Source organism: Hymenobacter siberiensis, assembly GCF_018967845.1.
Classification (GTDB): domain Bacteria; phylum Bacteroidota; class Bacteroidia; order Cytophagales; family Hymenobacteraceae; genus Hymenobacter; species Hymenobacter siberiensis.
Window position 1 is genome coordinate 1 of record NZ_JAHLZZ010000003.1, and the last position, 22,060, is coordinate 22,060.

At 58.2% G+C, this 22,060-nt stretch carries 16 protein-coding genes and 1 pseudogene; 11 read left to right on the forward strand and 6 right to left on the reverse strand.

The features are described from left to right. Both KQ661_RS21350 and KQ661_RS21355 read left to right on the forward strand, forming a co-directional pair. Window positions 1-5,326 (forward strand): FG-GAP-like repeat-containing protein (locus KQ661_RS21350; protein ID WP_216728088.1); only part of this gene is annotated, 5,326 nt, incomplete at its 5' end. Window positions 5,327-6,260: 934 nt separating this feature from the next. Beyond that, window positions 6,261-6,985, forward strand: a pseudogene (locus KQ661_RS21355) (IS5 family transposase); the annotation flags it as partial. Window positions 6,986-7,196: 211 nt separating this feature from the next. Here the strand turns inward: KQ661_RS21355 and KQ661_RS23225 are convergent. Both KQ661_RS23225 and KQ661_RS21360 read right to left on the reverse strand, forming a co-directional pair. Next, complete coding sequence (locus tag KQ661_RS23225; RefSeq protein WP_394369657.1) at window positions 7,197-7,436, reverse strand: transposase; 240 nt, start codon at window positions 7,434-7,436, stop codon at window positions 7,197-7,199. Between the two features lie 18 nt (window positions 7,437-7,454). Beyond that, a complete protein-coding gene (locus KQ661_RS21360) occupies window positions 7,455-8,027 on the reverse strand; it encodes a transposase (protein ID WP_226915977.1) in 573 nt (190 codons plus the stop codon). Between the two features lie 240 nt (window positions 8,028-8,267). Between KQ661_RS21360 and KQ661_RS21365 the strand changes: the two genes are divergently transcribed. The 7 genes from KQ661_RS21365 (at window position 8,268) to KQ661_RS21395 (ending at window position 15,689) form a co-directional block, all read left to right on the forward strand. Then, window positions 8,268-9,152 carry a hypothetical protein gene (locus KQ661_RS21365; RefSeq protein WP_216690977.1) on the forward strand — a complete coding sequence of 295 codons (885 nt, stop codon included), beginning with the start codon at window positions 8,268-8,270 and terminating at the stop codon, window positions 9,150-9,152. A 914-nt stretch (window positions 9,153-10,066) separates the two neighbouring features. Then, entirely contained in the window at window positions 10,067-10,897 is an 831-nt protein-coding gene (locus KQ661_RS21370) for an IS5 family transposase (protein WP_216728089.1), read from the forward strand. Between the two features lie 113 nt (window positions 10,898-11,010). Then, complete coding sequence (locus KQ661_RS21375) at window positions 11,011-11,730, forward strand: hypothetical protein (protein ID WP_216690978.1); 720 nt, start codon at window positions 11,011-11,013, stop codon at window positions 11,728-11,730. Window positions 11,731-11,739: 9 nt separating this feature from the next. Continuing rightward, window positions 11,740-11,970, forward strand: a complete 231-nt coding sequence (locus tag KQ661_RS21380) for an OmpH family outer membrane protein (RefSeq protein WP_216727040.1) — start codon at window positions 11,740-11,742, stop codon at window positions 11,968-11,970. Between the two features lie 25 nt (window positions 11,971-11,995). Continuing rightward, window positions 11,996-12,184, forward strand: coding sequence for a hypothetical protein (locus KQ661_RS21385; RefSeq protein ID WP_216727041.1), 189 nt, complete (start codon window positions 11,996-11,998; stop codon window positions 12,182-12,184). Between the two features lie 462 nt (window positions 12,185-12,646). After that, the gene (locus KQ661_RS21390) at window positions 12,647-14,395 is read left to right on the forward strand and encodes a DUF885 domain-containing protein (RefSeq protein WP_216728090.1); all 1,749 of its coding nucleotides are present in this window, start codon (window positions 12,647-12,649) and stop codon (window positions 14,393-14,395) included. Window positions 14,396-14,900: 505 nt separating this feature from the next. Next, the gene (locus tag KQ661_RS21395; protein ID WP_216728091.1) at window positions 14,901-15,689 is read left to right on the forward strand and encodes a recombinase family protein; all 789 of its coding nucleotides are present in this window, start codon (window positions 14,901-14,903) and stop codon (window positions 15,687-15,689) included. Between the two features lie 362 nt (window positions 15,690-16,051). Here the strand turns inward: KQ661_RS21395 and KQ661_RS21400 are convergent, their stop codons facing one another. The 3 genes from KQ661_RS21400 to KQ661_RS21410 all read right to left on the reverse strand — a co-directional run bounded on the left by KQ661_RS21400 (window position 16,052) and on the right by KQ661_RS21410 (window position 17,820). Beyond that, the gene (locus KQ661_RS21400; protein ID WP_216690982.1) at window positions 16,052-16,567 is read right to left on the reverse strand and encodes an XrtX-associated membrane protein; all 516 of its coding nucleotides are present in this window, start codon (window positions 16,565-16,567) and stop codon (window positions 16,052-16,054) included. Beyond that, window positions 16,551-17,135 carry an exosortase X gene (xrtX, locus tag KQ661_RS21405; protein WP_216690983.1) on the reverse strand — a complete coding sequence of 195 codons (585 nt, stop codon included), beginning with the start codon at window positions 17,133-17,135 and terminating at the stop codon, window positions 16,551-16,553. Before xrtX ends, KQ661_RS21400 begins: the two co-directional genes overlap by 17 nt. Window positions 17,136-17,202: 67 nt before the next feature. Then, window positions 17,203-17,820, reverse strand: a complete 618-nt coding sequence (locus KQ661_RS21410; RefSeq protein WP_216728092.1) for a hypothetical protein — start codon at window positions 17,818-17,820, stop codon at window positions 17,203-17,205. Window positions 17,821-18,084: 264 nt separating this feature from the next. Here KQ661_RS21410 and KQ661_RS21415 point away from each other — a divergent pair, with 264 nt between their 5' ends. Both KQ661_RS21415 and KQ661_RS21420 read left to right on the forward strand, forming a co-directional pair. After that, a complete protein-coding gene (locus KQ661_RS21415; RefSeq protein ID WP_216680531.1) occupies window positions 18,085-18,576 on the forward strand; it encodes a transposase family protein in 492 nt (163 codons plus the stop codon). Then, window positions 18,564-18,983, forward strand: a complete 420-nt coding sequence (locus tag KQ661_RS21420; protein ID WP_216728093.1) for a transposase family protein — start codon at window positions 18,564-18,566, stop codon at window positions 18,981-18,983. The genes KQ661_RS21415 and KQ661_RS21420 overlap by 13 nt, the downstream gene beginning before the upstream one ends. A gap of 661 nt (window positions 18,984-19,644) precedes the next feature. On the opposite strand, the gene KQ661_RS21425 is transcribed toward KQ661_RS21420, so the two are convergent. After that, window positions 19,645-21,891, reverse strand: coding sequence for a S9 family peptidase (locus KQ661_RS21425; RefSeq protein WP_216728094.1), 2,247 nt, complete (start codon window positions 21,889-21,891; stop codon window positions 19,645-19,647). Window positions 21,892-22,060 lie beyond the last annotated feature (169 nt).

Genomic DNA, 22,060 nt, shown 5'->3' on the forward strand with positions numbered 1-22,060 from the left:
CCCCGCCGTGGGCAGCAGTCCTGTCAGCGTGGCGGTGGGCGACGTGGACGGCGACGGCGACCTGGACCTGCTCACGGCCAACCAGGGCAGCAACACGGTGAGCGTGCGGCTCAACGACGGGACGGGCAACTTCACGGCCCCGGCCACCAACCCCAACCCCGCCGTGGGCACCAGTCCTCGCAGCGTGGCGGTGGGGGACGTGGACGGCGACGGCGACCTGGACCTGCTCACGGCCAACTACGGCAGCAGCACGGTTAGCGTGCGGCTCAACGACGGGACGGGCAACTTCACGGCCCCGGCCACCAACCCCAACCCCGCCGTGGGCGCCAATCCTGTCAGCGTGGCGGTGGGGGACGTGGACGGCGACGGCGACCTGGACCTGCTCACGGCCAACCTCAACAATAACACGGTGAGCGTGCGGCTCAACGACGGGACGGGCAACTTCACGGCCCCGGCCACCAACCCCGACCCCGCCGTGGGCACCAATCCTATCAGCGTGGCGGTGGGGGACGTGGACGGCGACGGCGACCTGGACCTACTCACGGCCAACCAGGGCAGCAACACGGTGAGCGTGCGGCTCAACGACGGGACGGGCAACTTCACGGCCCCAGCCACCAACCCCAACCCCGCCGTGGGCAGCAGTCCTAGCAGCGTGGCGGTGGGCGACGTGGACGGCGACGGCGACCTGGACCTGCTCACGACCAACCGCAACGATAACACGGTGAGCGTGCGCTTGAACCGGGCACCGGTGCCCGCTATTACCAGCTTCACGCCCGGCAGCGGGCCGGCGGGCACAACGATTAGTCTGACGGGCACCGGCCTGACGGGGGCCACGGCCATCACCTTCAGCGGCACGAGCGGCAACGTGGTGACGACGGGCTTTACGGTGGTAAGCGGCACGAGCATCACCGGCGTGGTGGTGCCCGCCGGGGCCATTACCGGCCCGCTGACCGTGACCACGGCCGGCGGCACGAGTGCGGCCAGCATCACGAGTTTCACGGTGCCTTTCACCATTAGCAGCACCAGCCCAGCCCGCAACGCGCGGGCGGCGGCGCTGGCCACGCCGGTGGGCGTGACGTTCTCGGCGGCGCTCGATGCGGCGACGTCGGGCAACATCCGGGTGTTTTCGCAGCAGTACCGGGGGCGGCGCACGGCCACGGCCAACACCAGCGGGGCCACGGCCACGCTCACGCCCACCGTGCCAGCCACGGGCTCGCAAGTAGCGGGCTTCAAACCAGGCGAAACGCTGTTCGTGACCGTGCCGGCCAGCGTGCGCAGCACGGGCGGCGTGGCGGCCGTCAAGCAAGTGTACCAGTTCACCACCGCCACCGGCGGCACCGGGACAGGCTACTTCATGGCCCCGGCCACCAACCCCAACCCCGCCGTGGGCACCGAGCCTCGCAGCGTGGCGGTGGGGGACGTGGACGGCGACGGCGACCTGGACCTGCTCACGGCCAACCAATTTGACAACACGGTTAGCGTGCGGCTCAACGACGGGACGGGCAACTTCACGGCCCCGACCACCAACCCCAACCCCGCCGTGGGCAAATTTCCTACCAGCGTGGCGGTGGGCGACGTGGACGGCGACGGCGACCTGGACCTGCTCACGGCCAACCAGGGCAGCAACACGGTTAGCGTGCGGCTCAACGACGGGACGGGCAACTTCACGGCCCCGGCCACCAACCCCAACCCCGCCGTGGGCACCGAGCCTTACAGCGTGGCGGTAGGGGATGTGGACGGCGACGGCGACCTGGACCTGCTCACGGCCAACCTCAGCGGCACGGTTAGCGTGCGGCTCAACGACGGGACGGGCAACTTCACGGCCCCGGCCACCAACCCCAACCCCGCCGTGGGCGCCAATCCTGTCAGCGTGGCGGTGGGGGACATGGACGGCGACGGCGACCTGGACCTGCTCACGGCCAACCTCAACAATAACACGGTGAGCGTGCGGCTCAACGACGGGACGGGCAACTTCACGGCCCCGACCACCAACCCCAACCCCGCCGTGGGCAGCAGTCCTATCAACGTGGCGGTGGGCGACGTGGACGGCGACGGCGACCTGGACCTGCTCACGGCCAACACCGGCGACGCCACGGTGAGCGTGCGGCTCAACGACGGGACGGGCAACTTCACGGCCCCGGCCACCAACGCCGACCCCGCCGTGGGCACCAATCCTATCAGCGTGGCGGTGGGGGACGTGGACGGCGACGGCGACCTGGACCTACTCACGGCCAACCAGGGCAGCAACACGGTGAGCGTGCGGCTCAACGACGGGACGGGCAACTTCACGGCCCCTGCCACCAACCCCAACCCCAACCCCGCCGTGGGCAGCGGTCCTCGCAGCGTGGCGGTGGGGGACATGGACGGCGACGGCGACCTGGACCTGCTCACGGCCGACTTCAAAGGTAACACGGTGAGCGTGCGCTTGAACCAGGCGCAGGCCCCGGCTATCACCAGCATCAGCCCCACGCCCGGGGTGCGCGGCGAAGCCGTGACCGTGACAGGCACCAACCTGGGCAGCGTGACCAGCGTGAGCGTGAACGGCGCGTCGGCCACGGCGGCCAGCTTCGTGAGCAACACCGCCACCAGCCTCACCTTCCAGGTGCCGACCACGGCCGGGGCCAGCGGCACCACCAGCGTGACTACGGCCGGCGGCACGGCCAGCACCGCCACCTTCACCACTGTCGCGGCCACGCCGCCCGGCAACGCCCTGGCCTTTGACGGCGTGGACGACTTCGTGCCCTTCGGCAGCACCCCGGCCGTGAACAACCTGGGCCCCGGCAGCTTCACGCTCGAAGCCTGGGTGTACTACGACGGCAGCACGGGCGCGCATTCGATTATCCGCAAGGACGGCGACTACAACTTTTATATCAACGGCAACACCCTGCACAGCGAAGTGTGGAGCAGCGGCACCAGCAGCCCCACCTGGCAGCGCATCGATGCCAGCACCACCGCCCTGCCTGCCAACCGCTGGGCGCACGTGGCGGCCGTGTGGAACGGCAGCACCATGAAGCTGTTCGTGAACGGCGCGCTGGAAATCAGCACCACCACCGCCGGCAGCATCAGCGCCTCGGCCAACCTCACGCTGGGTAAGTCGCTGATCTACGGCAACCTGCTCACCGGCCGCCTCGATGAGGTGCGCATCTACACCGCGGCGCTGACCCCGGCCAACATTCAGGCCGACATGGTGAGCACCGCCTCGGCCGTGCCGGGCAGCCTGAAGTTCTACCTGAACTTTGACCAGGGCACGGCGGGCGGCAACAACGCAGGCCAGACCACCCTCTACGACCAGAGCAGCAACGCTTACGCCGGCACGCTCACCAACTTCGCCCTCACCGGCACCACGTCGAACTACGTGGAGAGCTACGCGCTGGTGGTGCCCACGGCCACGGCCGCCACAGCCATCGCCAATACCACCTTCACGGCCAACTGGACGGCCCCGGCCCTCGGTACCGTGACCAACTACCTGCTCGACGTGTCGACGGCGGTGAACTTCTCCTCGGCCGCGCCGGGCTCACCCTTCACAGTGGCTGCCCCCACGCTCAGCAAAGCCGTGACCGGCCTGGCCGCCAGCACCACCTACTACTACCGCGTACGGGCCGATAAAACCTCGGTGACTGGCCAGGGCGACTATTCCAACGTCACCACGGTGGCGACCTGCGCTCCGCCGGTGGCCATCGCCCAGAACGCCAGCGTGACGCTGGACGTGAACGGCAACGCCACCGTTGCGGCCACGGCCGTGAACAATGGCAGCACCGCCAACTGCGGCCCGGCTCTGGCCGGCAGCCTGAGCGTGTCGCCCAGCAGCTTCAGCTGCGCCAACCTGGGTGCCAACGCGGTAACCCTGACCGTAACCGACAACGGCGGCAATATCGCCACGGCTTCGGCCACGGTGACGGTGACCGTGCCCGCCACGCCCACCACCACCTGGAACGGCAGCCTGAGTACCACCCCGCTGGCCTGCCAGAACTGGAGCTATGGCCAGGTGCCCGATGCTGCCACCAACGTGGTGGTGCCCACTGGCCAGCCCCGCTACCCCATCCTGACCACCGGCACGCTGGCCACGAAGGACCTGACCATCAATGCCGGCGGCAGCTTCACCGCCAACGGCGGCACCGCGCTGCAGGTGAGCGGCAACCTGGCCAACAACGGCACGGCCACCTTCTCGGGCCCCGTGCAGTTCGTGGGCAGCACCGCTACCCAGACGCTGAGCAACGGCGGCGGCTTCAACACCATGGTGGTGAATAAGCCCAGCGGCACCGTGCAGCTGGCCCAGAGCCTGACCATCAACGCGGGCCTGACGCTGAGCAGCGGCACGCTGACCACCACCAGCAGCTACCAGGTGAACCTGGGGGGTGCGGCCAGCCTGAGCGAGAGCGAGACCAGCTACGTGCTGGGCAAAACGGTGGTGAACCGCACGCTGGTGCCCGGTGCCGCCGAGCCCTTCGCTGGACTGGGCCTGACCCTGACGCCGGCCGTCGGCAGCACGGCTCCCGGCGCTACGTTGGTGACGCGCACCACCGGCACGGCCATCGCCGGGGCCGGCACCAGCCAGAGCATCCTACGTAGCTTCGACATTCAGCCCACGACCAACACGGGCCTGAACGTGACGATGGACTTTGCTTACTTCGACCACGAGCGCAACGGCATCCCCACCGCCAATTTGGCCTTGTTCAAGTCGGTGAGCGGCGGCACGCCCTGGATTCCGCAGCGCGGCACCACGGCCGGTGCCAACGTTATGACCAAGACGGGCATCGCCGACTTCTCCGTCTGGACGCTCGGCAACGCGGCCAACCCGCTGCCCGTCGAACTGACCGACTTCACGGCCACGGCCCTGACCCACGCCGTGCGGCTGCAGTGGCGCACCGCTTCGGAGAAAAACACGGCCCGATTTGACGTAGAGCGCAGCGGCGACGGCACCGCCTTTGACCTCTTGGGCAAGGTGGCCGCCGCCGGCACCAGCACCACCCCCCGCGAATACGCCCTGACCGATGCCCAACTGCCGGCCGGTATTGCCACGCTCTACTACCGCCTCAAGCAGGTGGACCAGGACGGCAGCTTCAGCTACTCGCCCGTGCACAGCGTGCGCCTGAGCGAGGCCGCTGCGGGCCTGGTCCTGTACCCGAACCCCGCCACGGCCCGCACCATGCTCACCGGCACGCAGCCCGGCACGCTGGTGCAGGTGTTCGATGCCGTGGGCCGCGTCGTGGCTTCGGCCACCGCCGATGCCACGGGCACGGCCACCCTGCCCCTGCCCACCGGCATAGCCACGGGCGTGTACGTGGTGCGCACCGGCAACAAGGCGTTGCGCCTGACGGTGGAGTAACCGGCGCGATTCCCGTTGGAGACCCACCCGGAGGGGCATGCAGTGCCCCCATCCAAAGGATGGGGGCACTTTTGTTTACGGCATCAGCTGTCTGCGGGCAGCAGCTGGCGGTAAGCGGAGCGGAGCGGCCCGCTTGCAGGCGACGTGAAAACGATGCCAGGGCGTGATGTCGGGACGAGGTAAAGCGTACCATTGGCCTTAGTTAAAAGTTTGGTCCAAATGTTAATCGGTGAACTTGTCAGCAGTCACGCTGCTAGAAGATTAACAAGGCACTACCATTTGAAAAACAAGACCTTATAATTATCAGACAACCGTTTTCAGAGTCAGAGTACCGCTTTATCGTCGCGCTTGTCGGGTTAACTGTACTTTGATTACTGAACAAGTCATCTGTACCAAATAGACCTGTTTTCCGCCCGATTCGCCGGATGATAAGTACTCAGCCGAGTTGTACAGTTATAGGGACGTTTCACTGAGCAAACAGGCTTAATAACCTCTGTGTGCAGGATTTTGACCTGGAGCTGCTCTGTTTGGGGGCAACTCGCTTAACCTTTGTACCAAACTTTTAACTGAGACCACTATTACAACCACGAGCGGCGCCACTCCAGCATCGGCTATCAGAAACCTTATCAATTTCAACAACAACAACTTAATAACATCACCCAATTCTCTCCTGCTTAACTAGACCACCTCAACCGTAACGCCGCCACCAACATCAAGCAGATGGCGTTGGTTGAGAATGAATCACCCTCGGAACGAGGAGTTGTGTCTGTGGAGACACTGACATTAGCTAGGCCGATAAAGCAGGGAAAGTTCTCCGCACTTGATGGAGAAGCCCCCACGCCTTTAGGCTAGAGCGTGAGGACAATTACCTTTGCTTTGGCAATCGTTTATAACGAAGAAATTATTTATGCGAAGACATGAGATTAGCGATGCTCAATGGCTGGCGGTGAGCCCCCTTTTGTCGGGCAAAGCCACTGATTGCGGGGTAACGGGCAAAGACAACCGCTTGTTTTTCAACGCGGTCGTGTGGATAATGCGCACCGGCTGCCCGTGGGCCGACCTACCCGAACGCTTCGGCAAATTCAACACCGTGTGCAAGCGCTTCCGGCGTATGGCGACCAAAGGGGTTTGGGAGCGGGCCTTCCAGGCCCTGCAAGCCCCCGAACTGGACTGGGTCATGCTCGATTCGACCGTCGTGCGGGCGCACCAGCATTCAGCAGGCCAAAAAAAAGTACCGCCGCCACCGAGTGCCTCGGACGCAGCCGCGGGGGCATCGGCACCAAAATTCACGCCTGCGTGGAGTCGCTGGGCAACGCCGTGCGGCTGATTGCGACCGAAGGCCAGGCGGGCGACAGCCCGCAGGCGCTGCCCTTGCTGGCGGACCTGCAGCCGGGCAAAGTGCTGGCCGACACGGCTTACGACAGCGACGCGACCCGCGCCTATTGCACCGAAAAGGGCATCGAAGCCGTCATTCCCAGCCATCCTAACCGGGTAGAACCCTTGGCAATGGACGAAGAAACCTACCGCGACCGCAACAAAGTCGAGCGCTTTTTTGGCCGCCTCAAGCAATACCGCCGCCTAGCCACCCGCTACGAAAAAACCGCCGTTTCCTTCCTCGCCTTTTGGCATATTGGTGCTACGCTAGATTGGCTTAGGTAAATAGATAAATCTTTGATTGTCCTCACGCTCTAGGAGTAGTTCACTGATATCCTTCTTTTTACGAAATTCAACATCGACATACTCGATAACTTAACGTTGAAGCTGTTTAGAAAGTCCCCGGACGGTCATGCAGAGCGCAGCGAAGCATGACCGTTTGAGCACCTTTTGTGACTTTCTAAACAACTCCGTTGAATTTACTCTCTGAAGCTGTTTAGGAAGTCGGTTTTCGGTTGATTTTTCGCAAAAAGATAACAACGAAGGCGAGCCAGTGCCAGGCCAGCCAGTTGCTGACGCTGGTTTCGTAGCGCACGAGTAAGGTTTTGAAGCCGTCGAGCCAGGCGTTGGCGTGTTCGACCACGACGCGGTGGCGATAGAGCTCGGGGTCGAAGAGGGTGTCGTCGTCGGTCTGCCAGTCGGCGGCGCGGCGGTTGCGGGGGATGTTGGCCTCGATGTCGCGCCGGGCGCATTCCTAGCGAAAGACCTTGGTGTCAAAGGCTTTGTCGGCGTTCAGAAACAGCCCGGCGACGGGAATATTAGCCGCTTCGAGCGCGGCGCAGATTTCCCCGAACAAAGCGTTGAGCAGGTGGGTGTCGTGGTGGTTGCCCGCCTGCGGGCTGGCGCAGGCCAAGGGCTGGCCCCGGTTGTCGGAGAGGAACAGGGTCGTGGTGGTGCGGGCTTTCTTGCGGCCCTGGTAGCCGACGGCTTCCCCGCCGTTCTTGGCGGGCGTGTGGCGGCCGTCCAACTGGACGCTGGAACAGTCGAGATGGCCCCCGTTTTCGCGCAACATTTTGAGCCAGACCCCTTGCCAGGACCCGTCCTTGCGCCAGGCATTAAAGCGGGCGTACACGCCCTGCCAGATCAGGGATGCGCCCGTAAAAAACTGTTTGACAGGCAATAAGCGCCACTGACAGCCACTTTTGAGCTTGTAGAGAATGACTTCTACCAGCTCAACCGGCTCCACGACCGAGGGGCGGCCGTGGGCGGAGAACGGGAGCGCGGGCAGAATCCATTGGCGAATCATATCTTTGGAGAAGACTTCCATTAAAATGCGAAAAAGGGAGTGTTACACCTGAAATTCCGCGCTTTTTTGGGAGTCCTTTGACTTTCTAAAGGGTGTAATTCAAAACTACGCGCTGCCACCGCTAAGCAGAAGTTCGGACTGATGTCTGATGCCCTTAGTGGAGCCCAGAGGCAAGGGCCGATGAATCATGAAAAGGGCAGCGCGTAGTTTTGAATTACACCCCATTCTAACTTTCTAAACAGCTTCTCTGTCTCTTAATACATGAAAAAAATATTTGACAACTTCTTATCCGAACATTTTAAAGAACAAACGGAGCGAATCATTATATGTATCGCAATCATTAGTTTTGTGTTGCACTTACTCGTTATTTTTTTGGTAAGTCAGCACATTATTCATATCAACTCGAATTTAACAAAAAACCCCATATCTGCTGTATATACGCCCTTCTCTTTTATTCTGGTTTATGAAGTATTCTTACTGGTCTTTTATCTACCATTATCAATCTCAAATTATATTGGCAAACAATACGAAATCATAACGCTGATCGTAATTAGAAGAATTTTTAAAGATATCGGCCATATGGAAATGTCTTCCAATTGGTTTAAATTGCAAAATGACCAGCAGTTTACTTACGACTTAGTAACTGCACTGGTTCTGTTTTTTTTAATTCAGCAATTCTATAAAAAATTAGATAAACAAACGGGCGAGGATGCTGCCAGAACGCTTGACGAAAGTTCTAAAATAAACAAGTTCATAGAACTGAAAAAAACCATCGCTAAGGTTTTGATTCCTGTTGTGATAGTGCTTGCACTGTACTCGTTCATTAATTGGATTATAGCCAGCCAGCAAAGCCACTGGGATGACTTTACCACTTTCAAAAACATTAATAATATATTTTTCGAGGATTTCTTTATTCTTTTAATTATAATTGATGTGATACTCCTATTGTTCTCACTGTTTTATTCAAACAGCTTTCAAAAAATTATCCGAAACTCGGGATTCGTTGTTTCCACTATTTTAATAAAGCTTTCATTTTCGGTAGAAGGCGTCGTTAACAACGCTTTGATCGTGGGCGCAGTTGTCTTCGGCTATTTGATTTTGCTGGTTCATAACTCATATAAGAATAGCCCCAACTCAGACTATTAATGCTTCTCAGGCAAAGTGAGCGGGTTGGGTAAAATAAGAGAGAGTTAGGTGGTAACTTCCCAAACTCATGGAAAAAGCCCCTCCCACTAAACGGCCACATTATTACGCGGCTTTCCGCGCCGAAGTACTGCGGCTGGCCAACGAAAGCCGCGGGTGCAACCCACTCAGGCAGGCATAGCGACAATTTGAGTTGCACCCAAGTGGTTGTTTGTCAATCTACATAGCAAGCGTCCCGCTCAACGCTCGTTTTAGGAGATGAGGTAGGGGTTCTTCTTCCTAAAGGACGGTTTTACACGCTAAGCCCTTTAGGAAGAAGAACCCCTTTCAGAAGTCCGATTTGAGCCAGCAGACAGGCGTTACGGAGATTGGAGTAGGCCCGCCGTGCGCTTGAACAGGCATTTAGCACCTTTACGTGTACCGGCGCACGCCTATTTCGAACTATTATCGGCACTTCTGCAACAGCCTCGGTCGATTTATTTGAGAATAGGGAGGGGCCGGGTAGAAGAGCGGGCAACGCCTTTGAGTACAAATCACGCTGTACTATTGGCCTTGGTTAAAAGTTTGGTCCAAAAGTCGCATTTGACCCATGAGCGAGCTTCGAAATCGGGCAAATAGGCACTAAAACGGCCCTTTTCGGGTACCAGCTAGCTTATCGTTAGCTCAATCCCTAAGTTGGCTAAAAGGCGGTACCCGGAACAGGTTTACCCAATCAAAGTGCCGTTTAGGCGCTTCTGATGGCTTTCCGGTACACAAGGAGAGTCTGCTAACTGCCAAATGCGACTTTTGGACCAAACTTTTAACCAAGGCCAATACTCGATGGGCGTGGAAATACGATAATGAAGCTGTTTAGAAAGTCAAAGGACTCCCAAAAAAGCGCGAAATTTGAGGTGTAACACTCCTTTTTTCGCATTTTAATGGAAGTCCTGTCCAAAGATATGATTCGCCAATGGATTCTGCCCGCGCTCACCTTCTCCGCCCATGGCCGCCCCTCGGTCGTGGAGCCGGCCGAGTTGGTGGAAGCCATTCTCTACAAACTCAAAAGCGGCTGTCAATGGCGATTATTGCCTGTTAAACAGTTTTTTACGGGCGCATCGCTGACCTGGCAGGGCGTGTACGCCCGCTTTAATGCGTGGCGCAAGGACGGGTCCTGGCAAGGGGTCTGGCTCAAAATGTTGCGCGAAAACGGGGGCCATCTCGACTGTTCCAGCGTCCAACTCGACGGCAGCCACACGCCCGCCAAGAACGGCGGGGAGGCCGTCGGCTATCAGGGCCGCAAGAAAGCCCGTACCACCACAGCCCTCTTCTTGGCCGATAACCGGGGACAACCGCTGGCCTGCGCCAGCCCGCAGGCGGGCAACCACCACGACACCCACCAGCTCAACGCCTTGTTCGGGGAAATCTGCGCCTCGCTCGAAGCGGCTAATATTCCCGTCGCCGGGCTGTTTCTGAACGCCGACAAAGCCTTTGACACCCAAGGCTTTCGTCAGGAATGCGCCCGGCGCGATATCGAGGCCAACATTCCCCGCAACCGCCGCGCCGCCGACTGGCAGACCGACGACGACACCTTTTTCGACCCCGAACTCTACCGCCGCCGCGTCGTGGTCGAACACGCCAACGCCTGGCTCGACGGCTTTAAAACCTTGCTCGTGCGCTACGAAACCAGCGTCGGCAATTGGCTGGCCTGGCACTGGCTCGCCTTCGTCGTCATCTTTTTGCGAAAAATTAATCAAAAGCCGACTTTCTAAACAGCTTCAATATCTGGTCTGTCGAGAGTAACTGTGCAGATAGCAGTAAAAAGAGCGAATGGAGCAGTAGTAAAACAATTAATGGCCATGGGCTTTAGAAAGCGTTGATGAATATGAATAAATATGCAATCGTTCCTTTTTTGTTTTTAAGTTTTTTATCATTAGGGCAACAAAAAAAGCTTTTTTTCACAGAAGGCTTTGAAAATTGTTTGCCTTGTAATGAAAAACAGAATTTGAGTTTTTGTGCTGGCTGGGAGCAAACCCCTGCGAGCAAAGTATTTATCATGTCCAGTTGTAATGAGGCGATGCCGTATAACGCATATGGCTTTCAATATCCATTTGAAGGAAATGCCTACGCTGCACTTCATGTGATAGACGATGCTCGACTTGTATATAACAAGGAAGGGGGTGACAGAACCACATTCCGTTCTCGTGGATATATGCGCTTAATTTTGCACAATGCTCTTATGCAGAACCACAAGTATAAATTTTCTTGCAACCTCTCCCTAGGAGAAGGTTCAGCTTTTAGTATTGGTAATCTTTTCGTTGACATCTCCACAAGGCGCCTGAAACAGGAGTGCAGCTATACTGCCTCCTTAAAAGCTGACAATGCATTTAAGCTAACTGGAGGCGCGGCAATGCGCGACACTATAAGGTGGAATCAAGTTAGCACAGAATTTACTGCAAAAGGAGGAGAGCGGTTTATTACAATTGGCCTCTTTAAGGGAGGGCTTAAATTTTCAGATTACAAAAAGTTGTTGAAGAATGCTCCTAATCCAAAAGGAAATGGGTGTAACTACTTCATAGACAATGTTGAAATAAAAGAACTTTAGACACTTTTTATGAATAAACTTAAAATCAGTGGACTTATAGCTAGTTTGGTCATATTAGCCTCCTGTAATAATGCGCCAGCTATCGCATACATCAATCCTAACAAGTTGATGCAAGGCTACCATGGTGCCACTGCTCAACATGACATATTCCAAGCCAAGGCAAAAGCGTGGCAGCAGCGTGTCGATTCGCTCAGCATTGAATTGCAGGCTCTAAGTACTGCGCCAGCACTGGCGAATTGAGAACCGGTTGCATTGGAAACTCGATGTGGTCTTTCGCGAGGACCGGCAACGCACCCGCCTCGATAACGGGCCGCTGAACCTGGCCACCGCCCGCAAGATGGCCCTGGCACTGCACCAAGTTCAGGATGCCAATAGCACCAAGAATCGACGAAAAATGGCCGGATGGGACGATGAGTACCTGAGGGCTGTATTGGCTAAAATGGCCCCAGTTTAAATGCGTTCAACCTGATCGAAGATGTATAGTGTGGAAGCGGCCGAGCGGTGGCTGGCCCATCTGCGCGACCATGAGCTAAGCTTGTTTTTTTCTTTGCTGTCGAAGAACGATAAGCAGGCTGCAGCCTGAGGGAAGTTTTATTTCCCCTGAACGGCGCTTACACCGTGCTCCAACAAAGTTTACGAAACTCATCCCTTCGGCACGTTACCTAAACTTTCAGTCGTAGACGAGTTTCGTAAACTTCCCCGGCCCGGCAGCGGCCTGCTGGCAACTGGTGCCGGCCAGATGCTGAGTGTTCACCGAACGGAGGTTTTCGCTATCCATTATCCTTTGTTTGATTGGCACGAATCTTTATCGTCGGCCCGCCGCTAGTTCCGTGCGAAACAAGCAATTGCTTCTTGGTAAAGTCTTGCAGATGCTTACCTTCATGGCCCGCTATCGACTCATTTTCAGACGTTGCCCATGAAACACTCCTACGCCTTGATACTTGGCCTCGCCCTGGCATTTTCCTTCTCCGCCGCAGCGCAGTCTCCCGTGCCGTCTCCGGTCGCCGCCATTGCCGACGACTACTTGACCCAGTACTTCGCGGCCTATCCCGAAGCCGGAACCCGATACGGCATTGCCACCGCCGACAACGCAGGGTTGTCCGATAACTCCGCCGCCGGGGCGCAGCGCTGGCGGCAGACCCAAACGGCGCTCCTCCAGCGGTTAAAAGCGGTAAACAAGCGCGGGTTGAGCGCCGTGGACGCGGGCACCTACGCCATGCTCTACGAGCGCTTGGAAGGGGCCTTGGACTGTGCCGTCTGTCATCAGGAGTTGTGGGGGGTGAGCCAGATGACCGGTTGGCAAGTCAGCTTGAGCGACCTGGCGAACATACAGCCCGTGGGCACGGCCCCGCACCGGGCCAGTACGTTGGCACGGTGGGCCCAGATTCCCCGCTACATTCAGCGCGACCTCGACAACCTAAAGGAAGGCCTGCGCACCGGCTACACGGCCCCCCGGCAGAACGTGCGCCTGGTTATCGCCCAACTCGACGCCCTGGAAGCACAACCCGCAGCCCAGTCCGTGTTCTACGCCCCCGCTCGGCGTGATTCCACCAAAGCTTTCGACCAGGCGCTGCAGCGGCTCATCGAAACCGAGATTTACCCGCAGATGCGGGCCTACAAACGGTTTCTGGCGACCGAATACTTGGCCAAAGCCCGCGAGCCGCTTACGGTAGCCGCGCTGCCCAACGGGGCCGCCTGCTACCAAGCCCTGCTGCGCAGCTACACGACCTTGAAAAGAAGCCCCGAGGCGGTCTACCAGGACGGGGTGCAGGCCGTGGCGCAACGCGAGGCCAAGATGCAGGAATTGGGGCAAAAGGTGTACGGCACCGCCGACCTGCCCCGCCTGCGGGCCCTGATGCGTCAGGACACCACCAACCGGTTCGCCTCCCGCGCCGAGCTGCTTGCCCTTTCGAACGCGGCGGTGGAGCGGGCCCGGCAAAAGGCCGGCACCTACTTCCACCTCCAGCCCACGGCCGCAGTGGTCATCACGCCCATGCCGGACTACCAGAAAGCGGGCTTCTCGCATTACACCCCCGCCTCCGACGATGGAAAACAGCCGGCCACCTACTACATCCAAACGCACGGGTTTGCCCAACAAGACCGCGGCTCGGCGGAAAGAATCGCGTTTCACGAAGCCTATCCCGGCCACCACCTGCAAGTCGGCGTTGCCCGCGAACGAGTCGCCACCCACCCGCTGGCCAAGTACGTCTTCAACAGCGGCTTTGGCGAAGGGTGGGCCCGTTATACCGAAACGGTGGCGGACGAAATGGGCCTGTACAGCTCGGATAAAAACCGCTTAAGCATGTACGCCGGGCTGCCCACGGGCATGGTCGTCGACCCCGGCGTTCATCTCAAGGGCTGGACGCGGGCGCAAGCCATTGACTACACGCTGGACAAGCAGCCCAGCATGTCGCGCCAACAGGCGGAGGACTACGTGGACCGCATCGCCGTGATGCCAGGGCAAATGACGACTTACGGCGTCGGCGAAGTCTTCTTCTGGAACCTGCGCGCCAAAGCACAGGCCGCCTTCGGCCCGCGCTTCGACGTGAAAGCATTCCACGACAAGTGCTTGGAACTCGGAGGCGTGCCCTTGCAAGAAGTCGAGCAGCACGTGCTGGCCTGGATTCAGCAGGCGGCTCCCACCCCGACCACGGTGGCCAAATAATGCCTTAGCTTCACGAAGGGGCATCAGCCCAGCAAATGCAAAGGGGCCCCGCTGCTCAGTGGGCAATTCGCACAAAAGAAGTTTGCGCAAACGGTCGGAACAATGATCGGGCTTACGGCCGGTTTCGACCCGGGTGGTACGTGCGATGGCGGACGAAAAAGCCTGTTTTCTGCCTCTTTCGTTCCCCAACACTGCGCCATGAGGCTTCCCAGCGGGCTTTTTCTGCCTGCTGGTGGCATTAACCCTGGTGTTTACCTGGTAAAGACCATGTAAACACCATTTGACGCGGGTAAACACCAGGTAAACACCATTTGGCGCGTGGTAAATACCAGGTAAAAACCACGTAAACGACCTTCCTCGCCGGTCGTCCCCGCTCCCGGGCGGTGCCCCGCGCTTCGTCGTCCCCGGGCGGGCCGCCTGGGCTCTTTACATCTTATAAACGTTCGTTTGTAGAACGTAAAGGCGCTACCTTGCGTGGGATTTACACCTCGCGAATATGACTTCGATGACTCCCCTCAAACGCTTCACTCCTTATTATAGAGTATCTACTCAGAAGCAGGGAGCGTCGGGGTTGGGGCTCGAAGCCCAGCAAGCGGCGGTCCGGGCCTTCGTGCCCGACGCCGCCCAGCTGCTGCCCGAATACGTGGAAGTCGAGAGTGGGAAGAATAACCACCGGCCCCAACTGCTGGCCGCCATCGCCGAGGCCCGCCGGGTGGGGGCGACGCTGCTCATTGCCAAGCTGGATAGGTTGTCGAGGAATGCGGGGTTCGTCTTTGCTTTGCGTGACTCGGGCGTCGACTTCGTCTGCTGCGACATGCCCGATGCGAATACCTTAACGGTGGGGTTGTTCGCCGTGCTCGCCCAGCACGAGCGCGAAACCATTTCCCGGCGCACGAAGGATGCACTCACCGCCAAAAAGGCGCGCGGTGCGAAACTGGGCACCCCAGCTAATTTGACGGATGCAGCGCGCACGAAAGGGCGGGCGGTCATGCAGCAGAATGCGGTGGCGCACCAAGCCAACCGCCAGGCGGCCCGCTTGGCCGGCTTGCTACGCGCCCAAGGGCATTCGCTGCCCCAGATTGCGGCCGAACTCACGGCCGCCGGCTACCGCACCCGCCGCGGCAGGGGCTTTCACCCCACCACCGTCAACCGCTTGCTGCAACGCGCCGCTGCGGCGCCCGGCCCAGACACGGCGCGGGAGAGGTTAATGCCCCCCTTGAACAGCGGTAAAGACCACTCCGAAAATGGCGAATACCTGGTAAAGACCACTCCGAAAGTGGCGAATACCTGGTAAAGACCAGGGTTAATGCCACCGGTGGGCAGGAAACACCTGTTTTTTCGGCGTATTCGCGTGCTTTTACACATCAAAGCGGCTGTTTTCGCGGAAGCATGCCCGTAGTTTGGGCTACTCAGGGCGGAAGGGGGCACTATCCGACGTGAGGAACAACTTTCCCCGCACTTTCCCACGCCTAGGTAGTCGAACGCCCGGGCGGTGACCCAGCGCCCTGCGTTCCCGGCCGCATGAAGAGCGGGTCAAACGTGACGCTAGATGCGATAAGGCAGATTTATCGGAGCTTAAATGGCAGCTTTAGAAATCGAAGCCCACGTACGAGCACTCTGCTTTCACTGTCAGCATCTATTTGACGCTATGCATACCTACGCTGCTGCCTGCTGCTGCGGGGTTGTTGCCCGCAACAGCAGGTACAACCCGACGACGGGCAGCGGGCTGACAATAAAGTCCAATAACTGCCGGCTCAGGCGGTATGCCCACACGGTATTGCCCGTCACCTTGTTTAGCAGGACGATAATGGCGTAGGTGGCCAAGGCCCCCGCGTAGAGCCGTACCACCAGCCGCCATTGGGCGGGAGTTGGCTGGAGCAACACACGGAGCAACAGCAAGCCGGTGCCAATGGTGAGCCCGGCAAACGTGACCACCGCGGGCAGGAAACGTTTGGTAATGCCACTATTCACGCCGTGCTGCAGGGCTTCGATTGGGCCTCGTCCGCCCAGCACCGAAAGCACGTGCTGCCAACCGGTGGTAAGCCCATTGAGAATGGGGGTGTCGAAGGTGCCCAGCAGCAGCAGGCCAGTGATGAGCAGGACGATGATGGCCCAACGGGCAGCGACTGTACTGGAAGTACGAAACGCAGGGTCTTTAACTATGGGCCGCATCGGTCAACAAGGGAGAAAGCGGGCGGTCACTAGTGGAGGCAGCCAACCGACGGACCCAGAACATCCACAACCCAAAAATGACCCCGTAGACCACAAACGTGAAAGTGAAGTGGTGGTTAAAGGCAACAGTTTCGTGTGAGTAATGGTGGTTGACCGCCAATGCGGCCACCCGCAATACGTTCAGGACCCAGATGAGCAGCATACCGCTGGGGATAAACCACACTTTACGCCGCCAGGAGCCGGGGAAAGCGAGGATAAATCCACCAAAAAGGGCGTAGAGCACCAAGCCATTACAGGGTGCCCCAACGATGACCGAAGGCTCGCCGCTCATCAGTACCAAATTTAATCCCGGGCCGGCGAGGGCCGCTGCGAAGCCCCCGGTGCGCAAGAGGCCCACGCTGGCGGCCGCAATGTGGTGGCAGAGCACGGCATCGAGCCGGCCATCAACGGCCAGCCACTGTTCATACCCGAAAAACCAGGCCAAGTACAGCGCTCCGGCCACGAGCATAAAGCGAAAAATCAGCCGGTTGGAGCCGGCGGAAGGATAAACGGAGGTAAGTGACGGCATGAAGAATGGGAGAAACGCCCTTTTGAGCGAGTATCAAAGCTACCATTTAAGCTCCGATAAGTAAGGTTTATCGAAGCTTATTTCTGCAAAAGGACTTATGCTTTTTGTCGGCCGAGGCAATGTAGCCCCGCGCCTTTTTGATGGCCCCTTCGAGGTCCGGCATCGGGGGCGACGGGTCGAGCACGACGATGGCCTGCACGAGCTGCTTTTGCTGAAGGGCCGTCAGGGCGTTGAACACCTGCACCGGGGCGGCCAGGGCCTGGCTGGGGGCCGTGGCCGCCAACGCAACCAGCTGCTTCAGGGCTTCGGCGGGGTCGCGGGCGGCATCGTCCCGCAACAGGCTGGGGATGGAGCCCGGGGCGGCGGTGGCCGTCGTGATGAGGACCAGCCGGGTGCGCAGCGGGTCCCACTGCTGCTTATGCAACAAGTCGCCCCAGACCCGGAGCGTCTTCCACCAGTCGGTGCTACGGTTCGACAAGACCGCCTGCCGTTTGGTGTTCAGGTGGTGCTTGAGCTGCTGGAGCTCAGTCGCCGTCGCACTTTGCAGCTCCACGTCGTCCAGCCCTTCCAGGATGAGGGCGGATTCTTCACCATCGGCCGTGAGCAAGGTGTAGAGCGCATATTGGGCCTGGTAGAGGTAACCCAATGCCTGGGGCCCGGCAGCGGCCGAAAAGGAAGCACTCATGTGCGTGAAGCGTCAATTGACTTTAAGGGCTTTAGTCTGTCATACAGTCTCTGTAATATTTTGAATAGCCCATAAAACAAGAAAACAATGAGGAGGACAAATAATGCAATAGGCTTCTCCTTGTCGATGTTAACAATAATTGCATCTTCAGGAAAATGATTAGGGTACAAAACTTCAAACGTCTTAACCTTAGACAAGACATTAGACTTGTTGCGAAGTGAGTGAAGTGCGGAATTTTCGACAAACTGTACTTACATTTAGAACATGAACTTTTCCGTAAAAAACCTCACTACTTCGCGTAAATGGCGTGCTGCCACGGGACTCACGGCGGAGCGTTTTGCGCAGCTTTTGGCGCATTTTAAGCAGGCGTATTTTCGGTTGAATGGAACAGATATGATTGAACGTGGGGCTTTTGCGCCGTATGAAGTAGCCCTTAAAACAGAAGAAGAATTACTGCTTTTCACCCTATTCAGCTTCAAAGCAAACTTGACGTATGATTTGTTGGGATTGGTCAGTGGGATGGACGGTTCCAACGCGAAACGCAACCAGGAATTAGGCATTACGGTGCTCCAAGAAGCGCTGGAGCAAACCGGGCATGCGCCAAAGCGGGAATTTACGACAGTGGCCGAATTTGAAGCCTATTTTCAGGAACACGAGACGTTATTGGTCGATGGAACGGAGCAACGCAAGCAACGACCAGGAAATAAAGAGATGCAAAAAGACTACTATAGCGGTAAAAAAAAATGCACGCCGTAAAAGAGATAGTTATTTCAACGACCATTCGCTGGATTGGTTTTATCAGCCGTTGTTACGGCGGAAGACACCACGACTATAGTGTACTAAAAAGCATTTTACCAGTTGATAAAGAGTGGTTTGAAAAGTTCAAGGTGCGGTTGGACCTGGGGTTTTTGGGCTTCGCGAAAGACTACATTTGCCGGAAATTTTTTATTCCTATCAAAAAGCCGAAAGGGAAAGAACTCACCGATGAACAACGAGAAATAAATACAAAACAAGCAAGTGAACGAATTACCGTAGAGCATAGCATTGGCGGATTGAAACGTTATCGAATTTTGGAAGACCGATTACGTTTGCATAATTTGAACCTGTACAATGACGTGCTGGGAGTGTGTGCGGGCTTGTGGAATTTCAGCTTAAATCTTTGATTAATAGCTCGCAACAAGTCTATTATATTGAGGTACCGAAAGATACCTTGATACAGTGTACTCTTGGTCTTCAAATTCGTTATAATATGAATACTCAAGATGGTTGTCGTTGATAGATTTTACAATTCCCTTTGATTGATGATAATCAACCTTCATTAAGAAGGAAGGAAGCATCGAATAAATCAGAAATGCAGAAGCTATTATTAGAACAAACATGCCTAAAATTAGATTAGGCTGTTTACTTGGTGATGTGCTTTCCTTCATAGTGTTAACGCTTGCCTTTATCTATTGCATCGTTTGTTTTATTACCTACGGTTTGGGAGCCTGTTTCCAATCCTACTTGCATAGCCTTGCTGGCAGCCTGCCCAACAGCTTGTCCTGCTGATGCTGCTTCTCTGCTTCTTTGTCTCATCACGGTACCGACTTGAGCATTTAATGCTTGATAGTTTCGCTTAAGTGCAGGACTAGCAGCCTTCAGACTTGTTCTTACTACGTTTTGGCCTTTTTATAGCAGCGGGGGGATAAAATTACCCTAAGCTTTTTCGGGTAGTTGTACTCAGGGTTAAAACTGTGTATTCATAGGCACTGACTGGGTTCCCGGGATGGAGTGGTTAGTGCCAATCGGGTTATAGCAATACTACGCCACGTTAATTTTCGGTCCTTACAGCACTCCACCGCACGGGTCGGACTTGGAAATCATCTCGTAGTCCTGTGGCGGCTCCATGCCGGCCAGGTTGCGCACGAAGTAGTCCCAGCGGCGGCGGGTCATGTAGGGCGCATCGGTGCCGTAAGCGTGCTGGGCATTGGGAAACACCACCAGGTCGAAGGTTTTATTCGCTTTGATTAAGGCGTCTACTACCAGCATCGTATTAGCAGGCGGCACGTTGTTGTCCATTAAGCCATGGGCCAGCAGCAGCTTGCCTTTGAGGTTTTTGGCAAACGGCGCGTTGGCCTGCGAGGTGTAGTTGGAGGTGCCGTCGGCCTGCGGCATGAGCAGTCCGATGTAGCGCTCGCCCCAAGCATCTTGGTAGCTGCGCACGTCGTGGTCGCCGGATTCGGAGATGCCCACTTTGTAGAAATCCGGGTAGCGGAACAGGGCCGCCGCCGCCGCGTACCCGCCGCCGGAATGCCCCCACACGCCCACCCGGTTCAGGTCGAGGTAAGGGTAGCGCCGGGCCAACTGCCGCAGGCCGCTCACCTGGTCGGACAGGGTATTTTCGGCAATGTTGCCATAGCACGCGTCCTGAAAGCCCTTGGAGCGAAACGGGTTGCAAGTGCCTTCAATCAGCACCACCACAAAGCCCAGTTCGGCCAGCGCCTGGTGGTCGCCCCGCCCCGCGTTAAACGACCAGCCGGCTCCCGTGTTTGCTGATAGGGTGCCGGTCTGGGGGCCTGGGTAGATGTAGTTGATAACCGGGTACTTCTTGGTCGGATCTAAGTTGGTGGGCGTGTACATCAGGCCGTAGAGATTGAATTGCTCGTCCTGTGCCTTGACGGTGATGGCCGTGGGCGGCTTCCAGCCGGTGGCGGATAGCCGCGAGATGTCGGTTTTTTCCAGGGGCAGCACCACCTTGCCGTCGCGGGTGCGCAACTGGCTTACGGGCGGCGCGTCGTGCTGCGAATAGCTGTCGACAAAATAGCGGCCGGAGGGCGCGAACGTGACCAGGTGGTGGCCGGCCTCGGGCGTGAGCAGGGTCAGATGCTTGCCGTCCATCCCAATCCGGTACAGGTAGGTGAAATAAGGATTGCCCGGCTCCCGACCCCCTGCCAGAAAGTAGAGCTGGCGCGCTTTCTCGTCCACGTGCACCAGCTGCCGCACCGCCCACTTGCCGGTGGTAATCCGGTGCTTGGGCTGGCCGGTGGTGGCATCGTTGAGGTAAAAGTGGGCCCAGTTGTCGCGGGACGAGCACCAGAGTACTTCGTTGGTTTTGGGCAGGTAGTGCCAGTTCATGGCTTCGCGGCCCGATTCAAAAAAGGTCGCCACCGTTTCGGAAAAGACGTCCCGCACGCGGCCGGTCGCGGCGTCGGCCACGCGGAAGTTTACCTGTTTGCGGTCGCGCGAGCTCGACACAAAGGCCAATTGGGTAGCATCCGGGCTCCACTCCACGTCGCCCATGCCCCGGCCCTCGCACGCCAGGTTGGAGCAGCCCGAGCTGCGGCGCGGGTCGGCCGCCAGTTGGAGGTGGACCACTTTCGGGTGGTCCACCTCCAGGATGACCCGTTCGATGCTGATAACGTCCTGGTCACCGGGTAGCGGGTACTTCCAGGTTTTTAGCGTCGGCCGGCCGACGTTGGTCGTGACCAGGTACATGTCGCCCACCCGGCGCTGGTCCTGCCGGAAGGTGGCGATTTTGCGCGAATCGGGTGACCAGCGCAGCACGGGCTTGTCGGTGGTCGCGTAACCGGCGTTGTCGGTGGCATAGCCAAAATCCTTAATCCCGTCGGTGGTCAGCGCGGTTTCGGCCTTGGTTTTGGTATCGCGCACCCACAGGTTGTAGTCGCGCAGAAAGGCCACCCGCCGACCATCGGGCGACTCGACTTCGTTCTGGGCGCTGGCCGCGGCGCTCGGGCTGAGGGCCGGAATCGGGTCGGCGCTGACTTGGCCGCTGGCCGCGTCGTATTGCCAGTTCTTGTCCTCGGCCGCGAAGCGTACCTGTTTCTCATCGGGCGAGAAGGTGAAGGTGCGAAACGGCAGGCGGGTCGCCTCGTAGCGTTTGCCGCTGGCCGTGCCCAGGGCCGCCGCCAGCTTGGCCGGGTCGAAAACGGCGGTTTTAGTCTTGCGAACCGGGTCCACCAGAACAAACTCACTGCCCTGCGGCGTGAGCACCCGGTACCAGAACCGGTCGCCCGCCAGCCAGGTGGGTGGGCTCATGCTGCGGTCAACCAGCGGCAGCGTGTTGTAACCCATGAAGCGCTCGGCCCGGGCGTAGTCCTGCGCCGTGAGGGCGGGCAGCTGCTGGGCGGAACCGCCGTCAAGAGGCCAATGCTAGCAAGGGGAAGCGTAAGTAAAGACTTGTGCACAGGCTTTGCAGATAAGAGAGGCGAAAACAGTTTTTTTGCTGGGTGAAAGGTACTAG